The organism is Gilliamella sp. W8126 (assembly GCF_016102185.1).
Taxonomy (GTDB): domain Bacteria; phylum Pseudomonadota; class Gammaproteobacteria; order Enterobacterales; family Orbaceae; genus Gilliamella; species Gilliamella apis_A.
The window spans coordinates 356,548-375,436 of the sequence record NZ_JACFPE010000002.1; the positions used below are offsets into that span (position 1 = coordinate 356,548).

Annotated in this window: 15 protein-coding genes and 1 CRISPR repeat array; of the genes, 14 read left to right on the forward strand and 1 reads right to left on the reverse strand. The window is 36.0% G+C overall.

Going from position 1 to position 18,889, the window contains the following annotated elements; genetic code table 11:
• Positions 1 to 146 precede the first annotated feature (146 nt).
• The 14 genes from cas1f to H3S74_RS05740 all read left to right on the forward strand — a co-directional run bounded on the left by cas1f (position 147) and on the right by H3S74_RS05740 (position 17,299).
• Positions 147 to 1,100, forward strand: a complete 954-nt coding sequence (gene cas1f / locus H3S74_RS05675) for a type I-F CRISPR-associated endonuclease Cas1f (RefSeq protein WP_065614516.1) — start codon at positions 147 to 149, stop codon at positions 1,098 to 1,100.
• Positions 1,097 to 4,420 (forward strand): type I-F CRISPR-associated helicase Cas3f, encoded by a 3,324-nt coding sequence (gene cas3f, locus H3S74_RS05680; protein WP_198247441.1) that lies wholly within the window; start codon positions 1,097 to 1,099, stop codon positions 4,418 to 4,420. Before cas1f ends, cas3f begins: the two co-directional genes overlap by 4 nt.
• A gap of 457 nt (positions 4,421 to 4,877) precedes the next feature.
• Positions 4,878 to 5,177 (forward strand): hypothetical protein, encoded by a 300-nt coding sequence (locus H3S74_RS05685; protein WP_198247442.1) that lies wholly within the window; start codon positions 4,878 to 4,880, stop codon positions 5,175 to 5,177.
• Between the two features lie 68 nt (positions 5,178 to 5,245).
• The gene (gene csy1, locus H3S74_RS05690; protein WP_198247443.1) at positions 5,246 to 6,625 is read left to right on the forward strand and encodes a type I-F CRISPR-associated protein Csy1; all 1,380 of its coding nucleotides are present in this window, start codon (positions 5,246 to 5,248) and stop codon (positions 6,623 to 6,625) included.
• Entirely contained in the window at positions 6,625 to 7,542 is a 918-nt protein-coding gene (gene csy2 / locus H3S74_RS05695) for a type I-F CRISPR-associated protein Csy2 (protein ID WP_198247444.1), read from the forward strand. Before csy1 ends, csy2 begins: the two co-directional genes overlap by 1 nt.
• A gap of 36 nt (positions 7,543 to 7,578) precedes the next feature.
• Positions 7,579 to 8,592: a type I-F CRISPR-associated protein Csy3 gene (gene csy3 / locus H3S74_RS05700; protein ID WP_198200642.1), complete on the forward strand. Its 1,014-nt coding sequence runs from the start codon at positions 7,579 to 7,581 to the stop codon at positions 8,590 to 8,592.
• A 4-nt stretch (positions 8,593 to 8,596) separates the two neighbouring features.
• A complete protein-coding gene (cas6f, locus tag H3S74_RS05705; RefSeq protein ID WP_198247445.1) occupies positions 8,597 to 9,166 on the forward strand; it encodes a type I-F CRISPR-associated endoribonuclease Cas6/Csy4 in 570 nt (189 codons plus the stop codon).
• 272 nt (positions 9,167 to 9,438) lie between these two features.
• A CRISPR array of direct repeats spans positions 9,439 to 9,650; the repeat unit is 28 nt; unit sequence CTTCAAGGCTGCATAAGCCGTTTAGAAA.
• Positions 9,651 to 9,787: 137 nt separating this feature from the next.
• A complete protein-coding gene (locus H3S74_RS05710; protein ID WP_198247446.1) occupies positions 9,788 to 9,997 on the forward strand; it encodes a hypothetical protein in 210 nt (69 codons plus the stop codon).
• A gap of 170 nt (positions 9,998 to 10,167) precedes the next feature.
• Positions 10,168 to 10,377, forward strand: a complete 210-nt coding sequence (locus H3S74_RS05715) for a hypothetical protein (RefSeq protein WP_198247447.1) — start codon at positions 10,168 to 10,170, stop codon at positions 10,375 to 10,377.
• Between the two features lie 159 nt (positions 10,378 to 10,536).
• Positions 10,537 to 11,460: a LysR family transcriptional regulator gene (locus H3S74_RS05720; protein ID WP_065651727.1), complete on the forward strand. Its 924-nt coding sequence runs from the start codon at positions 10,537 to 10,539 to the stop codon at positions 11,458 to 11,460.
• 147 nt (positions 11,461 to 11,607) lie between these two features.
• On the forward strand, positions 11,608 to 11,877 hold the full coding sequence (rpsO, locus tag H3S74_RS05725) for a 30S ribosomal protein S15 (RefSeq protein ID WP_198191829.1): 270 nt from the start codon (positions 11,608 to 11,610) through the stop codon (positions 11,875 to 11,877).
• A 317-nt stretch (positions 11,878 to 12,194) separates the two neighbouring features.
• Positions 12,195 to 14,309, forward strand: coding sequence for a polyribonucleotide nucleotidyltransferase (gene pnp / locus H3S74_RS05730; protein WP_110448026.1), 2,115 nt, complete (start codon positions 12,195 to 12,197; stop codon positions 14,307 to 14,309).
• Between the two features lie 24 nt (positions 14,310 to 14,333).
• Positions 14,334 to 15,185, forward strand: a complete 852-nt coding sequence (nlpI, locus tag H3S74_RS05735) for a lipoprotein NlpI (RefSeq protein ID WP_110447308.1) — start codon at positions 14,334 to 14,336, stop codon at positions 15,183 to 15,185.
• Between the two features lie 347 nt (positions 15,186 to 15,532).
• Entirely contained in the window at positions 15,533 to 17,299 is a 1,767-nt protein-coding gene (locus tag H3S74_RS05740; protein ID WP_198247448.1) for a DEAD/DEAH family ATP-dependent RNA helicase, read from the forward strand.
• A gap of 50 nt (positions 17,300 to 17,349) precedes the next feature.
• On the opposite strand, the gene H3S74_RS05745 is transcribed toward H3S74_RS05740, so the two are convergent.
• Positions 17,350 to 18,747, reverse strand: a complete 1,398-nt coding sequence (locus H3S74_RS05745; RefSeq protein ID WP_198247449.1) for an MFS transporter — start codon at positions 18,745 to 18,747, stop codon at positions 17,350 to 17,352.
• Between the last annotated feature and the right edge of the window lie 142 nt (positions 18,748 to 18,889).

Sequence of the window (18,889 nt, forward strand, 5' to 3'; positions counted from 1 at the left end):
GAAAATAACTTACTATGAGATTCATGCCGTATAGGCGGTAAAATCATTTATTAAATCTCTTAGATAATTATTTAAAAAACTCGTTTTATAAATAAAACAATGTTAATTTATTGCTATCTAGAACTTGAGTTTATTTACTTATTATCATGGATTTAATTCATTCGTCTGATCTTAAAACGATTTTACATTCTAAGCGTGCTAATATCTATTATTTGGAGCATTGTCGAGTTTTAGTCAATGGCGGTCGAGTTGAATATGTGACTGATCAAGGGCAGCAGTCATTATATTGGAACATTCCAATAGCTAATACTAGCTGTATTTTACTTGGTACCGGCACTTCATTAACTCAAGCTGCTGTGCGTGAACTTTCTCGTGCAGGAGTCATGATTGGCTTTTGTGGGGGAGGGGGAACGCCTCTATTTTCCTCGACAGAATCAGAATTTGCCTGCCAATTTTTTTCACCGCAAAGTGAATATCGTGCAACCGAATATCTGCAAAGTTGGTGTCAATTCTGGTTTGACGATAATCTTCGCCTACAAGCCGCTAAAACCCTTCAACAACAGCGACTCAAAATTATTCAACAATGTTGGCCGAAATTTGATTGGCAAATTGACGATAAGCAACTCACTACGTTGTTAAACGATGCTGAAAAACAATTTCAAGATGCGGCAACGAGTCAAGCATTGTTAGCTGCTGAAGGGCGCATCAGCAAACGCCTTTATGGCATGGCAAATCAACTGACTTTACAAGATGATAATTTTAAACGGCAGCAAGGCTCACGAGGCAAGCATTATGATCCTGCTAATCAATTTTTAGATCATGGTAATTATTTAGCTTATGGATTAGGAGCAACAGCTTGTTGGGTATTAGGCTTACCACATGGTTTGGCTATATTACATGGCAAAACTAGGCGAGGAGGGCTAGTATTTGATGCTGCTGATATTATTAAAGATGGTATTGTGTTACCCCAAGCTTTTATATCAGCTAAACAAGGTGATAGTGAAAAAGAGTTCCGACAGGCATGTATTTCACAGTTTGCGCAATTAGGTGCGCTGGATATGATTATTGATACATTGAAGCAGATAGCAGATAAAACATGAATATTTTACTGGTTAGCCAATGCAAGAAAAATGCATTAACTCAGACTCGTCGTATTATCGATCAGTTTGCTGAACGTTGTGGTGAACGAACTTGGCAAACGCCGATGACTACCGATGGTTTGCAGACACTGTATAAATTATTACGTAAAACAGCACGAAAAAATACTGCCGTTGCTTGTTACTGGACGCACGGAAAAAACCTAACCGATCTACTCTGGATTGTTGGTGATAAAAGCCAATTTAATCAACAAGGCCGAGTGCCAACTAATCGTACTAAGCGTAATATATTACGCAATGATAGTGAAAATAGTTGGCAATATGCCACATCTATCCAACTTATCGCAACCATTGCTGCGCTATTGCATGATTTGGGCAAAGCGACAGTGGGTTTTCAAGATAAATTACGTAAAAGTAGACCAGCAGGTGATCCGTTTCGTCATGAGTGGATTTCATTACAGTTATTTTTATTGATGATTCGTGATTGTACCACTAATCAAGAGGTTTTAATCCGTTTAGCTAATTTTACTGATTATCAACAATTAAGACCTGATTGGTATAGAAAGCTAGCAAAGACAGAAAAAAACGATCTCTCTCAATTGCCATTATTAGCCCAATGGATTGGCTGGTTAATTGTGTCACACCATCGCATGCCTTTTTTAATGCCAGTTAGATATAAAGATTGTCAAAATAAGCAAAAAGATGATTTCGATATTTCGGGTCTCACAATAAAAAGCTTTTTTAAAACATTTAAAGCAGTTGAACAATGGGTTAGAAATTTTAATATTGAAGACAGTGCCGATTTTTGGCAACTTAAAAGTGATATAACCTTAAGCCAATCTTGGCTTAAAAAATTAAGTCGCTATGCAAGCAAGGCAATTAATCACCCACCTTTAATGCAATTAACCAATATTGATTCATTATTATTACATCTATCACGATTAAGTCTTATGGTTGCTGACCATAACTATTCCAGCATATCAATCAATGACGAAGAAGCCCAAAAGGTTGAAGATATTCTTATCGCCAATACCAATAAAAGCCAGCAAGCCAATCAACGATTGGATGATCATCTATTAGGTGTTGCTAATCTTACCGCTCGTTTTGCTCGCTTGTTACCTAAAATGAACGCTGAATTACCAGCCATTAATCAGCATAAACCATTTACGCAACGCACTACGATTAAACGCTTTCAATGGCAAAACCATGCTTTTGATTTAGCTAAAAGTTATCAACAATTAAGTGATGATAATGGCTTTTTTGGCGTCAATATGGCATCGACCGGCTGTGGTAAAACCTTAGCTAATGGGCGAATTATGTATGCATTATCAAATCCACAGCGTGGGGTACGATTTACGATTGCTTTAGGATTACGAGTATTAACCTTACAAACTGGTAAAGCGTTACGAGAAAGATTGCATTTAACTGATGAACATTTGGCTATTTTGGTTGGAGGGCGAGCAACAAAGACCCTATTTGAGTTAGAAAATCAGCCGCAAATTACTAAAAATGAAAATGAGATAAATCCCGAAACGCTTGGTTGTGAATCGACAGAATCATTAGTCGATGAATATATTGATGTGACAGAGAGTGGTATTGCTGACTGTGAGCTTGGTACCATTATCGAAAACAGTAAGGCTCGTCAGTTGATCTATGCGCCGATTGTGACATGTACTGTTGATCACTTAATGCAAGCTAGCGAATGTCTCAGAGGTGGCAAATATATTGCTCCTACCTTAAGGTTGCTTACCGCTGATTTAATTTTAGATGAACCGGATGATTTTGATCAGCGAGATTTACCAGCTTTAGCAAGGTTAGTTTATTTAGCCGGGCTTTATGGCAGTAAAGTGTTACTCTCATCGGCAACCTTAACGCCAGATCTAATTGCTGGTTTATTTGATGCTTATCAAGCCGGTCGAAAAATTTGGAATCAGAATACAGGAAGGTCTAATCAGGGAACTATTTGTGGATGGTTTGATGAATATCAGCACTCAGTTGAACAAATAGCTGATACGGTTAATTTTAAACATCATCATACGCAGTTTATCGAAAAAAGAATAGCGAAGTTGCAACAAGGGGCAATTCGCCGTCGAGGGCAAATTTTAGAATTATTAAATTACCCATTCAATAAAAAAGAAAATTCAGATCTAGGCTATGCTTTATTGGCGCAACAGTTATTAGATCAAGCTTATCATTTTCATTTACAGCACCATCAACAAGATCCGCAAACCAACAAAAAAATTAGTGTTGGTTTAATGCGCTTTGCACATATTGATGATGTGATGTTGCTCACCAAGCAAATCTACCAGCAAACTGAGTTACCGGCAAATGTTCAATTTCATCTGGTGGTTTATCATGCCAGACAACTGCTACTATTGCGCAGTCAATTAGAAGAAAAACTGGATAGAATTTTAAACCGTAGTGATGTTAATAAATTATTTCAACAACCTGAAATCCGTGCAGCAATAAAAGACAGTGATAAACAACATCACATATTTATTGTCATCGGCACACCGGTTACTGAAGTTGGACGTGATCATGATTATGATTGGGCAATTGTTGAGCCATCTTCAATGCGTTCAATTATTCAGTTAGTAGGACGAGTTTGGCGGCATAGACCGGAAAAAACGGCCGAAAGTGCTAATGTGGCGATTCTAGGCAGTAATTTAGAAGCGATGAAAAACGGCAACAATTTAGGTGTTAATAGCGCTTGTTTTACTAAACCGGGGTTTGAACAAAAACCATTACTTTTATTAAAAACCCATAAGACTGAGCAACTGATAACGTCAGAACAATTAGCAAATATTAATGCGATTCCTCGTATTATGACTGATTCGCAAGCAGGCTTAACACTAGCAGAATTAGAACATAAGGTTATGGCAAATTTATTTCCAATCAATGCGCGCAAAAGTAATTATGTTACCAGTTATTGGCAAACTGATTTGGCACATCACCATTGTGTTCATCTACAATTAATTTCGCCTTTTAGGCTGCAAGAGCAACCACAAGATGAGTATATCTGCCAACTTGATGACAACGGTGAATACCGATTTAGTTATGCCGAAATCGCTTGGCAAAAACCAAACGAACAGTGTGAAGATACACAAAATTACAATTTTAAATATGATAATTGGCAATTTACCAATCCATTGATACAGCCATGGCTTGTCAACACCGTTGAGCAAGCGATTACTCAAATAGCAGAATATTTTCCAGATAAAAATCATTATCGGCTAGCTAATGAATTTTGTACTATTAATGTGAATAGCGAAACACGCTGGTGCTTTCATCCCTATTTTGGTTTTTATAAAGATAGAAGCTAAAAGAAGAGGTTATTTATTATGTTTTAGAAAAATTTATATTTAAAAAAGGTTTTTACATAACTATTTTTATAGAAAATAATCAGCTGAGTTATGCATGCTAGTAATGTTAGAGTAATTACTCTATACTTGTTACTCTGCTGTAAAAGCAGTTTAGAAATATGAAATTAGGTCGAATGTTTCGCTTAATCATTACCGCCGAATAGGCGGTTTTTCTTATTAGTTTGCAATAAATTATTATCAAATAAATTATCCCTATGACAATAGATCGAACAATGTTGACTTTTACTGATTAATGTATAGAATGACAAACATGTAATGAAAATTACATGTTATTATTTCTATAAAACTAGATGTAATATAAAAGAAAACCCCAAATGTTCGAGATTTGGGGTTGTTTGAATTTTATCCAAAAACGTAATAGGAGGACAAAATTTTGTTCAAGGATAAAACGTTGACAATGCAATGTCAAATTTCAATTGACAAATATGCGTTAAATAAATTACAAAAATTTGTAATTGATAAACAAGCTGCAAATGATGAAGTTATTCTAAGTTTAGCATCAAATTCTAATTATTATTCAGTAAAAGATATTATGAAAATACTTAATATCTCAACTAAAAAAGAAGTTGAATTATTAATTAAAAATTTGCAGTTAAATAAAGAAAAATATCGTCATTTAAACACTAATAATCAATGGCTATATAATAATGAAGCACTTAATATATTAAAGTTATATTTAATTTATAAAGTAGCATAAAAATAAAAGGCTTATACTTAATTGTATAGGCCTTTTTGTTTAGTATATCGAAAATATAAGGAGGGCCAATGAATAATATTTTTTGGCAAGATATAAGAAAGGTTATTGTCGACTTTCTTCAGCAACGGCTTGCTAATAACAGCAGTTATAAAAGTGAACTGACCAAATTAGAAAAAGCTAAACAAGCGGGCGATCAAAAGGCTGTTAATGAATCTCAACAGAAGATGTCAGAACTGAGTAAAAGATTTGATTTTGAAAATTGGATGGAAGATGCTGCAACGCGTAGATTGTTTTGGATATCCATTTGTCACCACTCTTCTAAGGCCATTCATTCTTCAAGTTTAGGTGATAACGTTAACAATTTTACAATTACCAAACCAAATGAACAACAATATGTATCTTCATCAACACCAACACATTTAGTAGCTGATAGTTCAGGAAATGCTGCCGGTTTAGATATATTTTCTCTATTGAATAAATGTATTAATGGAGATAAAACATTATTAGAATTAATTATTGACGATCATCCAGCTGTACTAAAAGCGCTATCTGATGATGAGCAGAAAGCAGCAATCTATTTAGCCAATTTTAAAAAAGTTATTTTTAATGATTTTGAAAAACCGAAAGCTGACGAACTTAATAAGCAACTTTATTGGCCGAATAGTGAAGAGAGTTATTTGTCACAACAAGAAGATAATTATCGTTTGCTTGTTCCTCTGCATCCCACATCTTTGTGTAATGTCGTCTATCAAAAAGTACAAACCCGCTTTTCCGAAGAAAATAAAAAAGCTCGTGAACAACGGCGCTTGAAGGGAGCCGAACATCAACCTTATTTTACTTTTCATGAGCTTGCGGTGGTTAAACTTGGAGGGAGTAATCCACAAGGGGTAAGTCAATTAACTAGTAATCAAGGCGGTCGTAATTTTTTATTACCTTCAATGCCGCCTAAATTCGAGCGATCTCCATTTCCATCAATCAACTTAAATAAAGAAAGTGTATTTGACCATTCTTTACAGTATTTCTGTCGATTTGGTTTTCGATTATTGTTCGATATGGTTGCTGCACCCAAAAATGTAGTTGAAGAGCGGGATAACCGAAAAGATGCCTTTGCGGTTATTTTAACTTTATTGCTTAAATTTGCTCGGAATATACAAACTTCCATGCCGGCAGGTTGGAGTCGTGATTATTCGTTGCCAATGTCACAAAAACTTTGGCTTGATCCTAATCGGGCTGAACTTGAAGATGAAGAAAACTTTAAACATCAGTATGAGCAAGGTGATTGGTTAGGGGAGTTAGAGCTTGATTTTGCTTCCTGGATTCAAAAAGCCTTAAAAAAGAAATTCAAAAATATTGAAACACAATTTTCTGATGTTGAATATCGAGAATGGTGTCGTGAATTTCACGCGGCAGTAAAAGCAAGTCAACGTAGGAAGGAGGGGATCTTCTAATGGCATCTTTAAAATACTATCTTCTATTTGACCATGTCAAAATTCATAATGCCAATGCCATCTCCAGTCCATTAACTTATGGTTTTCCGGCTATCTCTGGCTTTTTAGGGGCGGTTCATGCTTTAAATCGAAAAATTGAGTCGGATGATCCTATCTATCTGGATGGTGTATTAATCGCTTGTCATGATTGTGATGTACAAGTTTATCGACCTAATAATTATGCGGATTATACATTTCGACTCACTCGCAATCCGTTAGCTAAAAATGGTGATACCCGCTCGATTATCGAAGAAGGTCGGGTTCATTTAGATGTGTCTTTAATTGTTGAGGTGAAAATTGAGGATCGTGAAACCCTCGATGATGTTAATGATCAAGAAAAATTTATTAACCAGATAAGACAAAAGCTCTATCAGCAACGTATTGCTGGTGGTCAAGTTATTGAGATTGAATCAGTAGGATTATATTCAGCTTCAGAATCTCTTGATGATTTAACTCAAGCTTTATTACCTGCTTTTGTCTTAGTTGAAGCGCAGCAAGATTTACAGGAAATCACTGCCGAGCTACAACAAAAAGATCCGAATGCCACTGCACTTGATGCATTAGTTGAAACTGCCATGTTGCATCATCATCCACAAGAAAAAGATCAGTGGCAAACCACCTCGGTCAAGCAGGGACGAGGTTGGTTAGTGCCAATACCCCTTGGTTATCAAGCTATTTCACCACTGTTTGAAGCAGGAAAGGTTGAACATGCCCGTAGTAATGAGCATCCAACGCAATTTGTCGAATGTATTTATGGATTAGGTAAGTGGGTATTTCCACTAAGGTTACAAGACAATTTATCTCAAGCATTTTGGCGTTATAAATGCAGCGAACTGCAATCGAATGACGCAGATATATATATTATTAATCAAGATTAATTAAACAAGTTTAGCATTGAAAAAAAGGAATGAATTATGAGTAAAGATAAAATCACCACCGCATCAGTATTAGCCTTTGAACGTAGTTTTGATATTTCTGATGCCATTTTTGCCCAGCAAAATAGCCATGATGACCAAAAATTAACACCAGTTTTATTATCTGAAAAATCTGTTCGCGGTACCATTTCGAATCGGCTTAAAAATGCTTTAGCAAATGATCCGGCTAAATTAGATGCTGAAATTCAAAAACCTAATTTACAAACAGTCGATGTTGCAGCACTTGATGCCGATAAAGATACCTTAGTGGTTAAATGGAGCTGTAAAGTACTACCTTTCTTAGGTTCGCCATCAGTCTGTAATGATATTGATTACCAAGAAGAGTTAACCAAAACAACCCAAAGCTATATCAAATCAGAAGGGTTACAAGCACTAGCGAAACGTTATGCAATTAATATATTAAATGGCCGTTGGTTATGGCGTAATCGTATGGCTGCTGAACAAATCAGTATTAGCATTACTCGTAAAAAAGATGACAAAATAGCAACGATTGAAGTGAGTGATGTTAAGCAATATCAATTAAATTCATTTGATTGTGATGACAAATCGGTAAATGACCTCGCTGCTTTGATTGAAGCTGGCTTATTAGGCAAAGAGTTCGTTATCTTTAATATTCAAGCCAAATTAAAAATGGGATTAGGGCAAGAGGTCTATCCATCACAAGAATTGATTTTGGATACAGGTAAAGAAAAAAGCAAAGTCCTGTATGAAAAAAATGGTCAAGCAGCAATGCACTCGCAAAAAATCAGCAATGCCATTCGAACCATTGACACTTGGTATGCTGAAAACGCCGAGTTTCCGATTGCCATTGAACCTTATGGTGCAGTTACCACTATGGGACATGCTTTTAGACAACCTAAACAAAAACAGGATTTTTATACCTTATTTGATAATTGGGTACTGAAAGGTGAAAAACCAACGCTTGAACAACAACATTATGTTATCGCAGTTCTGATTCGTGGTGGTGTATTTGGTGCTAGTGGTAAGGAGTAATATTATGCTTACTCACTATTTTGAACTACGGGCAATTCCACAACTGGAGATAACTGAAACTGAAGTGATTAATCAAGTTATGCAATCACTGCATCAGGTGTTAGTTAATCATCAAGGCAATATTGCGGTTAGCTTTCCTTGTTATAATGTACACAGAACATTAGGCGGGATTATCCGGTTATTTGGCGATGAAGCGCAGTTACAACAATTTAAAACGGCTTTACAGCGGCATGCCGTAGTTAGTGATTACACATTAGCTTTGCCAATAGCATCTGTACCAACTAGCGTTAAAGGTTACCTACGCTTAATTCGTATCAATCCTAAAGGACAAAGTGCGTTAAGACGAGCCGAAAAACGTTTAACCGCACAAGGTAAATGGTCAGCCGAGGTAAAAAGCAAAATGGTTGAAAAATGGGGTAGCGTTCATTTGAACTATCCACACCTTCATTTTGCTAGCAAAAGCACTGGGCAACACTTTATTATGTGGCTGAAACAACAAAAATGTGCAACGGCTGTTGAAGGAACATTTAATAGTTACGGACTCAGCAAAACAGCAACTGTTCCTGATTTTTAACTAAATAATAAGGGCATTATTATAATGCCCTTAGCTGCCAATAATTAACAATATTAACGGCACAAATTTTGAGGAGCGTACTTTTTAAAGCTAAAAAATTTGAGGAAAGGGGTTTTTAAAACCTAAATACCATGCAGTGTTAACCCTTTTTTTTAACTAAAAATAAAATTTTTAAAAATCAATTAATTGAAAAGCCTCCAAAAAAAAGGTTTTTGCAAAGTAAAATAGACTTTGCCTTTTGCACAACAATGTTTATAGTATTTGGGGTTCTACTTCAAGGCTGCATAAGCCGTTTAGAAATGAACTAATAAAAGCGGCTCAAGCGCTTTATTCTTCAAGGCTGCATAAGCCGTTTAGAAATGATACAAAGTCATACAGATCACTAGTTTTTCCTTCAAGGCTGCATAAGCCGTTTAGAAAAGTTGTTAGGAAAATTTAATAAACATAGAGAGTTTCAAGGCTGCATAAGCCGTTTAGAAAATGTAAATAACTTTATCTTAACCAGCTATAACATCAGCTAGGGCCAATAATAAAAGTTTTTTATCAATCAGTTTAGTGCTTCTCATTTAGCGACTTTAGCAATGTGCTGACAACTGAGTGAGATTAGCATGACAAACAGGGATGTTTGACAAGGCTGCTCTTTGTCAGGAACAAATCACAGCCGGTGCGTTAAGAGCGAACGAAGGCAATTACATCGTAACCACTTGCGAGGTTGCCGCGGGAGTTGGTAAAGATGATTCGCGTAAACCCACTTTACTCGGACGTTATCGCCGTAAAGAACTAGCTACCAAACAACAAAACGTCCGAAACTCACCGAATAAAAAAATTTGAGGAGCGGGGTTTTTTAAGAGTAAAATCCATCCGATAAATCACTAAAACCAGCGATAACATCAGCTAGGGCCAATAATAAAAGTTTATTTTTATCAATCAGTTTAGTGCTTCTCATTTAGCGACATTAGCAAAGTGCTGACAACGGAGTGAGATTAGCATGACAAACAGGGATGTTTGGCAAGGCTGCTCTTTGTCAGGAACAAATCACAGCCGGTGCGTTAAGAGCGAACGAAGGCAGTTACATCGTAACCACTTGCGAGGTCGCCGCGGGAGTTGGTAAAGATGATTCGCGTAAACCCACTTTACTCGGACGTTATCGCCGTATAGAACTAGCTATTAAACAACAAAACGTCCGAAACTCACCGAATAAAAAAATTTGAGGAGCGGGGTTTTTAAAGCCCAAAATCTTCCAAAAAAACAATTCTAAGGTGTTAGGTTGCGCAAAAACAGCTATTTGCCTTTTGCTGTACAATCTCCCAGACAATGTTTATAGTAGTTTATATTCTGAATTAATATTGGTTTTAATTACTAACGATATTATGAAGCTTCAACAGTTACGTTACATTTTAGAAATTGCCCGCTCAGGCTCAATCAATGAGGCTGCTAAAAATTTGTATATTACTCAACCAAGTTTATCAACTGCAGTGAAGGAGTTGGAAGCTGAATTTGGTATTGAAATTTTTGTACGGACATCTAAAGGAGTTTCATTATCGACTGATGGAGTTGAATTTTTAGGTTATGCAAAACAGGTTTTAGATCAAGCTCAGCTACTAGAACAGCACTATGCCAAAAAAGTACCTTCCAAACAACTGTGTAGCATTTCAACCCAACATTATGCATTTGCGGTAAACGCTTTTGTTAATTTAATCAAAAAGAATCATACTGATGAATATGAGTTTACCCTACGTGAAACTCGCACTTACGATATTATAACTGATGTTGCTAATTTACGTAGTGAAGTAGGTATTTTGTATCTAACTGATTTTAATCAAAAAGTTATTTTACGCTTGCTTAAAGAACATCGTTTAACTTTTAATCCACTATTTGAGGCTGATCCACATGTATTTATCAGTACCAATCATCCTTTGGCGGCCATGAAGTCTTTAACGTTAGATGATTTAGAGGATTTCCCCTATCTTTCATTTGAACAAGGCGAATATAACTCTTTTTATTTTTCCGAAGAGATTTTAAGTACTGTGTATCATAAAAAGAGTATTCATGTCAGTGATAGGGCAACGTTATTTAATTTATTGCATGGATTAAATGGTTATACAATTAGTACTGGTGTGCTCAGTACTGATTTAAATGGTTCAGACATTCTATCTATCCCTTTAGATGTCGAAGAAAAGATATTAATTGGTTGGATAACATCACAAAAAGCACAGCTAAGTTTATCGGCACAAAATTATATCGAAGCGTTGAAAAAGCTTATTCAAGAAGAGTATGGTTTTAAGCTTAAATAAGCGTTTGCGATTAATAAATCAAATTGCTATTTTAGTAAATTCCAGTATAATTGCGCACGATTCATATATTTATTATATGGATGCCGAGGAATGTCTGAATTAGAGATCGGTCATTCCATTTTTTATATTTATTTTAAGAGGTTTATTATGTCTCTAACTGTAGAAGCTAAAGCGAAAATCGTTGCTGAATATGGTCGTGGTGCTAACGACACTGGTTCAACTGAAGTTCAAGTTGCTCTTTTAACTGCACGCATTAATGACTTACAAGGTCATTTTTCTGAGCATAAAAAAGATCACCATAGCCGCCGTGGTTTATTACGCATGGTGTCTAGCCGTCGTAAATTATTAGATTATTTACGTCGTAAAGACTTTGAACGTTATAGCCAATTAATTCAAAGACTAGGTTTACGTCGCTAATTATTTATCTACTTGAAAAGAGGCTTAGGCCTCTTTTTTCGTTGTGAAAATTCAAGGCTTTGATATAATGCAGAGTCCGAAAAGCTAAATAAATGCTTTGAAGATAGAAATTAATAAAATAAAAGATTGTATCTCATGTTTCGCGCGACTAATGAGAGCTCTATAGTTTATAGATTTGTCATTAGTCGTGACAGTGAAATAATCTTTTGTTTAGTATCCCACACATAGTTGAAGTGTGTATCAATATGTTCCAGCGTCATGCTGCTTCCTGTCGAAATATCAAACTTCAACGTGATTTATTACAAGAGGACATTATTTTGTTTAATCCGACATATCAAAAATTCCAATATGGTCGCCATACTGTTACTTTAGAAACGGGTATTATGGCGCGTCAAGCAACTGCTGCAGTTATGGTTAACATGGACGATACTGCGGTATTTGTCACTGTAGTTGCTAATAAAAAAGTTAAAGAAGGACAAGACTTTTTCCCTTTAACCGTTAACTATCAAGAACGTACTTATGCTGCTGGTCGTATTCCTGGTGGCTTTTTCAAACGTGAAGGTCGCCCAAGTGAAGGCGAAACATTAATTGCCCGTTTAATCGACCGTCCACTTCGTCCATTATTTCCTGAAGGTTTTGTCAATGAAATTCAAATCATTGCAACAGTGGTATCAGTGAATCCTGAAGTAAGCCCTGATTTAGTTGCTATGATTGGTGCATCAGCTGCACTTTGTTTATCTGGCGTTCCTTTCCATGGCCCAATTGGTGCTGCTCGTGTAGGCTTTATCAATGATGAATTTGTGTTAAATCCATCAGTAAAAGAATTAGCAACTAGTCGTTTAGATTTAGTTGTAGCAGGTACCAAAAGTGCTGTATTAATGGTTGAATCAGAAGCTGATTTATTAACTGAAGACCAAATGTTAGCGGCAGTGGTATTTGGGCATGATCAACAACAAGTTGTAATTGATAATATCAATGAATTTGTTGCTAAAGCGAATTGTGAAAAATGGGATTGGGTTGCACCAGCTAAAAATGAAGAGCTATTTAATGCGGTTTCTGAATTAGCTAAAGATCGTTTAGGTGAAGCTTATCGTATTACTGAAAAACAAGCTCGTTATGCGCAAATCGATTTAATTAAAGAAGAAGTGTTAGCAGCACTTAAAGAAAAAGATGAAGAACTTGACGAAAATGAAGTTATTAACATTATTGTTGATTTAGAAAGCCAAATTGTTCGTCAACGTGTTATTGCTGGTGAACCACGTATCGATGGTCGTGAAAAAGATATGATTCGTGCTCTGGATATTCGTACCAATGTATTACCAAGAACTCATGGTAGCGCATTATTTACTCGTGGCGAAACGCAAGCATTAGTTACCGCAACTTTAGGTACTGAACGTGATGCACAGATCATTGATGAGTTAACTGGTGAATATACCGAACGTTTCCTTTTACATTATAACTTCCCTCCATATTCAGTTGGTGAAACAGGTATGGTTGGTTCACCAAAACGTCGTGAAATTGGTCATGGTCGTTTAGCAAAACGTGGTGTTGCTGCGGTAATGCCAAGCAAAGAAGAATTTCCATATACTGTACGTGTAGTTTCTGAAATTACTGAATCTAATGGATCTTCTTCAATGGCTTCAGTTTGTGGCGCATCATTAGCATTAATGGATGCTGGTGTACCAATTAAGTCTTCTGTTGCTGGTATTGCAATGGGCCTTGTTAAAGAAGGTGATAACTTTGTAGTATTATCTGATATTTTAGGTGATGAAGACCATCTTGGTGATATGGACTTTAAAGTAGCTGGTACCCGTGAAGGTGTAAGTGCACTACAAATGGATATCAAAATTGAAGGTATCACTAAAGAAATTATGCAAGTTGCATTAAACCAAGCTAAAGGTGCACGTTTGCATATTTTAGGGGTAATGGAACAAGCGATTAATAAACCTCGTCAAGAGATATCTGAATTTGCTCCTCGTATCTATACGATGAATGTTAATCCAGATAAAATTCGTGATATCATCGGTAAAGGTGGTGCAACGATTCGTGCATTAACTGAAGAAACCGGTACTACTATTGAAATTGCAGATGATGGTACAGTGAAAATTGCAGCATCTGATGGTAATAAAGCACAAGATGCAATCGCACGTATCAATAATTTAGTTGCTGATGTTGAAATCGGTAAAATCTATACTGGTAAAGTAACACGTATTGTTGATTTTGGTGCTTTCGTTTCAGTTATTGGTGGAAAAGAAGGACTTGTTCACGTTTCACAAATCGCTGATCATCGAGTGGAAAAAGTTGCTGACTACTTAAAAGTAGGTCAAGAAGTGAATGTTAAAGTACTAGAAATTGATCGCCAAGGTCGAATTCGTTTAAGTATGAAAGATGCAGTTGAGTCTACACCAGAAGTTACGCCAACTGCTGAATAAAATCTGATCCACTAGGAGCTTAATATGAGATTATTCAACCTGAGAATGTTGTGCTGTATTTTTGCAGTCATTATCTTGTCAGGTTGTTCTAATTCTCTACCTTTACTTGCTGTTCCTGAGCAAGTTTCGTATGATGATGAGTTGAAAATAGCTGAAATAAGTCAACAGTTATCAAGACGAGATCTTGATACTGTTTCTCGAATGCAACTGATTTTCGAACGAGGAATTGTTTACGATTCATTAGGTTTTAAAGCATTTGCACAAAGTGATTTTAATCACCTTTTAAGTTTTAATCCTGAAATACCTGATGTTTATAATTTTCTTGGTACTTATGCACTAAGAGATGGTGATTTCGATAATGCTATGATGGCATTTAATACTACACTAGAAATAGATCCATCTTATGCTTTTGCTTATTTGAATCGTGCAATTACTTTATATCGTACAGGACATTATCAAGCTGCACAGCTTGATGCACAAAAATTCTATCAATATGATGTCAACGAACCTATTCGTGTTTTATGGCTTTATTTGATTGAAAAAGAAATAGATAAACAAGCTGCCCTAGCTCAGTTGCAAAATCGTTACGATAAACTAAACGATAAAATGAGTTATGGTGGTGATATCATTGCATTTTATTTAGGTAATATTAGTGAATCTAAATTAATGCAAAACCTTCAACAAGGTGTTGAAAATGACCGGCAATTAGCCGAACGCCTATGTGAAGCGTACTTTTATTTAGGTAAATATTACCTAGGTAAAGGTAACAATGAGCGTGCCAAAATATTATTTAAATATGCTTTAGCTAATAATATTTATAACTTTGTTGAACATCAACAGGCACTCTACGAAATTAAGTTACTTGAAGAAAAGTAACAAGGGTCATGCCAGTTTTAAAAGTGAAAATATTGTTATAGCGTAGTTCTGATTTGCCCATGATATTCTCAATTATTTTTATGCTATCTATCTTTTGTATTAAATAAAGTAATTATTTAAGCAACAGTTATGCATGTTTGATTGTTGATTATTGGCAGTTAGTTATTGGGGTGAGTTGTAAATTTTCAATTTAGTGAGCTGGCATAAATTTATATAGTGTTTTATTTAGGTAATGTAATATTTTATGAGCAATATTGTAATCCTCATAAATTATCTTGATTAGTAATTATCAGGTTTGTTGCTAACTTAAAATTAAGCCTATATATCCAATTTGCAAGCGAGTTTACATGACAACAGAAATATCTTTTATTGACCTTGGTTTATCTGAGGAAATCCTTAACGCATTAAATGATCTTGGTTTTACTAAACCATCGCCAATCCAAGCAGAATGTATTCCTTTACTTTTACAAGGGAACGATGTGTTGGGTATGGCACAAACTGGTAGTGGTAAAACTGCTGCTTTTTCCATTCCTTTTTTGATGAATATTGATGCTAATTTAAAAGCACCACAATTATTGGTTTTAGCACCAACTCGTGAATTGGCAATTCAAGTTGCTGATGCCTGTGCTGAATATGCAAAATATGTGAAAGGAGTAAAAGTTTTACCACTGTATGGTGGTCAACGTTATGACGTGCAATTACGTGCATTAAAACAAGGTCCACAAATTGTAGTGGGTACTCCAGGTCGATTGTTAGATCATTTAAATCGTAAAACATTAGATCTTTCAAACCTTAAAGGTTTAGTTTTAGATGAAGCCGACGAAATGTTAAGAATGGGCTTTATTGATGATGTTGAAAGTATTATGGCTACGATCCCAGAAGATCATCAAACAGCACTATTTTCAGCAACAATGCCGGCACCAATTCGTCGTATTACTAAACGTTTTATGCATAACCCGAAAGAAGTACAAATTAAAGGTACTAATCAAACTGCACCAGATATTGATCAAAGCTATTGGTTAGTACGCGGTATGCGTAAAAACGAAGCAATTGTACGTTTTTTAGAAGCTGAGGATTTTGATGCAGCAATTATTTTTGTTCGTACCAAAACAGCAACATTAGATGTCGCCGAAGTATTAGAAAAAAATGGTTATAGTTGTGCTGCTTTGAATGGTGATATGACTCAGCAACTTCGTGAGCAAACCCTTGATCGTTTACGTAATGGTCGATTAGATATCCTAATTGCAACTGATGTGGCTGCTCGAGGTTTAGATGTTGAGCGTATCAGTTTAGTTATTAACTATGATATCACTCTTGATTCAGAATCTTATGTTCACCGTATTGGGCGAACTGGTCGTGCAGGTCGTGCAGGACGAGCAATTTTATTTGTTGATAGTCGTGAACGCCGTTTACTTAAGAATATTGAACAAACAATTAAAAAGCCGATTCCTGAAGTAGCATTACCATCTAAAGAGTTGCTTGAAAAACGTCGTTTAGCGAAATTTAGTCAGAAAATTCAGCAACAATTAGAAAGTGCCGATTTAGATCAATATCAAGCGTTATTAGAGCAAATCCAAGCAGATAGTGGCGCAGATCTTGAAACGATTGCAACAGCATTATTGAGATTAGCTCAGAGTGATCGTCCGTTGATTCTACCGCCAGATCCAGTATTTAAACCATCAAGAGAATTTCGTGATCGTGATAATCGAAATGGTGAACGTCGCTTACGTGGCGATAATCGTGAATCACCAAAACGTCGTGAACGCCGAGATGTGGGTGAAATGGATATGTATCGTATCGAAATTGGTAAAGAAAACGGTGTTGAAGTGCGTCATATTGTTGGTGCAATTGCTAATGAAGCCGATATTAGTAGTCGCTATATTGGTAATATCAAACTTTATGAAACTTATTCAACCGTTGAGTTACCAAAAGGCATGCCGAAAGATATCCTTAAGCATTTTGAACGGGTTAGAGTACTTAATCAACCAATGAAAATGAGCTTGGTAGCAGGTAAGCCATCTGAAGCTAAACGTGGACGTAAAAGTAGTAAAACAGAATCTAATGACAAAGGTTTTGCGAAAAAACGTGGCCGTCCTAGCGCACCTAAGTTCTAATATTTTTTAGGTTTGCTTCTTAAGAACCTCTGCCAAATGGCAGGGGTTTTTTATTGTTTATCTTTTAGATTGTTACCTGCATTTTTTGGCAAGGTAATAAAGTCAATCATTGCTAACAAGGTCATTCCTGCTACCATTAATAGTGCTAAGCTAAAATCTTCTACCATTAAACCAGTTTGGCTATGGCCATTATAGCTAGATGCAATAAATAGAAATAAAGCACTTAACACAATGCCGAGTACGTTATTTAGCTGCTGGAAAATGGTAGATAAAATGTTAGCGCTCTGTATTTCTGTTTTATCAATTTCTGAAAAACTAAGCGTGGTGATGGTAGTAAATTGAATAGAACGAGCACCACCGGAAAAGAATAGCACTAATATAATCCAGATGATAGGTGTTTGTGGCGTGAAAAGCGCACATAACACAAAACTTGAAGATAATAATAGCCCATTGATAATCAGAATTTTGCGGAATCCAAACTTATGAATTAAAGGTGTGTTTACTGTTTTAAGCAGGATATTGCCGGCAAATAATGATAGCAGTAGTGAACCTGCAGTTAACGGTGACCAACCAAAACCGACTTGAAACATTAGTGGTAAGATAAACGGAGCACTATTTAAGCCAATACGTATTAATGAACCACCAAAAAAGGTCATTCTAAATGTACGTTTAGAAAAGGCATATAGACTAATTAATGGGTGTTGAGTATGAGCTAAATGATAGTAGGCAAAGATTAATATTAGGCTACCAACCAAAGATAGTGTTACGCCTACCCAGAGACTACTATTTGAATGAGAAATCATTTCAAGCCCATAAACAAATAGTAGTAGGCCTAAACCACAAGTGATAAATCCAACACTGTCAAATGTACGTTTTTCAGGTAATTCTTTGGGTAATAATCGATGAGCAAAAAATAGGGCGATAAAACCTAATGGAATATTAAGAAGAAATATCCAGTGCCATGTTAGATATTGAGCAAAGAAGCCACCAATAATCGGCCCCATTAATGGCGCAATTAAGCCTGGCCAAACTAAAATAGAAATAGTGCTGACTAAATGTTGTTTTTCCGTTCGACTTAATACCACCGTTCTGCCTACAGGCACCATTAATGATCCACCTAAACCTTGAATTAATCTTGCGATGGTAAACATGGTCAGATTAGTCGATATGGCACACAATATTGATGCTAACATAAATAAAATAATCGAAATCGAAAAGACTCGATAGGCGGTGAAACGGTTAGCGATCCAGCCACTGGCAGGTAAACCAATTGTAAGTGCTAGCATATAGGCGCTAATCCCAATAGATAAATCTTGAGGATTGATTAAAAATGATTTTGCCATAGCTGGAATTGCCGTGGTGATCACTGTAGCGTCTAGATTTTCCATGAAAAACGTCGCAGCGACTAAAATCGCCATTTTTCGGACGTGACTATTTTGTTGCATCATGTGGTTTGATTAATTCAGAAAAATAACAATAAAACTTTAATATACGCCAAAAATTTGTGTTGTGGTAAAGGTTTTTAACATTTTGCCCTTAATTGTGATTAAGAGTATACTAATGCCATATTCATCGGTAAAACAGAGGTAG

Bases quoted from the DNA above. Each gene is read 5' to 3' on its own strand.
- H3S74_RS05740 (WP_198247448.1), top strand. From the start codon at position 15,533: ATGACAACAGAAATATCTTTTATTGACCTTGGTTTATCTGAGGAAATC.
- csy2 (WP_198247444.1), top strand. From the start codon at position 6,625: ATGGCATCTTTAAAATACTATCTTCTATTTGACCATGTCAAAATTCAT.
- cas6f (WP_198247445.1), top strand. From the start codon at position 8,597: ATGCTTACTCACTATTTTGAACTACGGGCAATTCCACAACTGGAGATA.
- csy3 (WP_198200642.1), top strand. From the start codon at position 7,579: ATGAGTAAAGATAAAATCACCACCGCATCAGTATTAGCCTTTGAACGT.
- H3S74_RS05720 (WP_065651727.1), top strand. From the start codon at position 10,537: ATGAAGCTTCAACAGTTACGTTACATTTTAGAAATTGCCCGCTCAGGC.
- cas3f (WP_198247441.1), top strand. From the start codon at position 1,097: ATGAATATTTTACTGGTTAGCCAATGCAAGAAAAATGCATTAACTCAG.
- H3S74_RS05710 (WP_198247446.1), top strand. From the start codon at position 9,788: ATGTTTGACAAGGCTGCTCTTTGTCAGGAACAAATCACAGCCGGTGCG.
- cas1f (WP_065614516.1), top strand. From the start codon at position 147: ATGGATTTAATTCATTCGTCTGATCTTAAAACGATTTTACATTCTAAG.
- H3S74_RS05745 (WP_198247449.1), bottom strand. From the start codon at position 18,747: ATGATGCAACAAAATAGTCACGTCCGAAAAATGGCGATTTTAGTCGCT.
- rpsO (WP_198191829.1), top strand. From the start codon at position 11,608: ATGTCTCTAACTGTAGAAGCTAAAGCGAAAATCGTTGCTGAATATGGT.
- nlpI (WP_110447308.1), top strand. From the start codon at position 14,334: ATGAGATTATTCAACCTGAGAATGTTGTGCTGTATTTTTGCAGTCATT.
- H3S74_RS05685 (WP_198247442.1), top strand. From the start codon at position 4,878: ATGCAATGTCAAATTTCAATTGACAAATATGCGTTAAATAAATTACAA.
- csy1 (WP_198247443.1), top strand. From the start codon at position 5,246: ATGAATAATATTTTTTGGCAAGATATAAGAAAGGTTATTGTCGACTTT.
- H3S74_RS05715 (WP_198247447.1), top strand. From the start codon at position 10,168: ATGTTTGGCAAGGCTGCTCTTTGTCAGGAACAAATCACAGCCGGTGCG.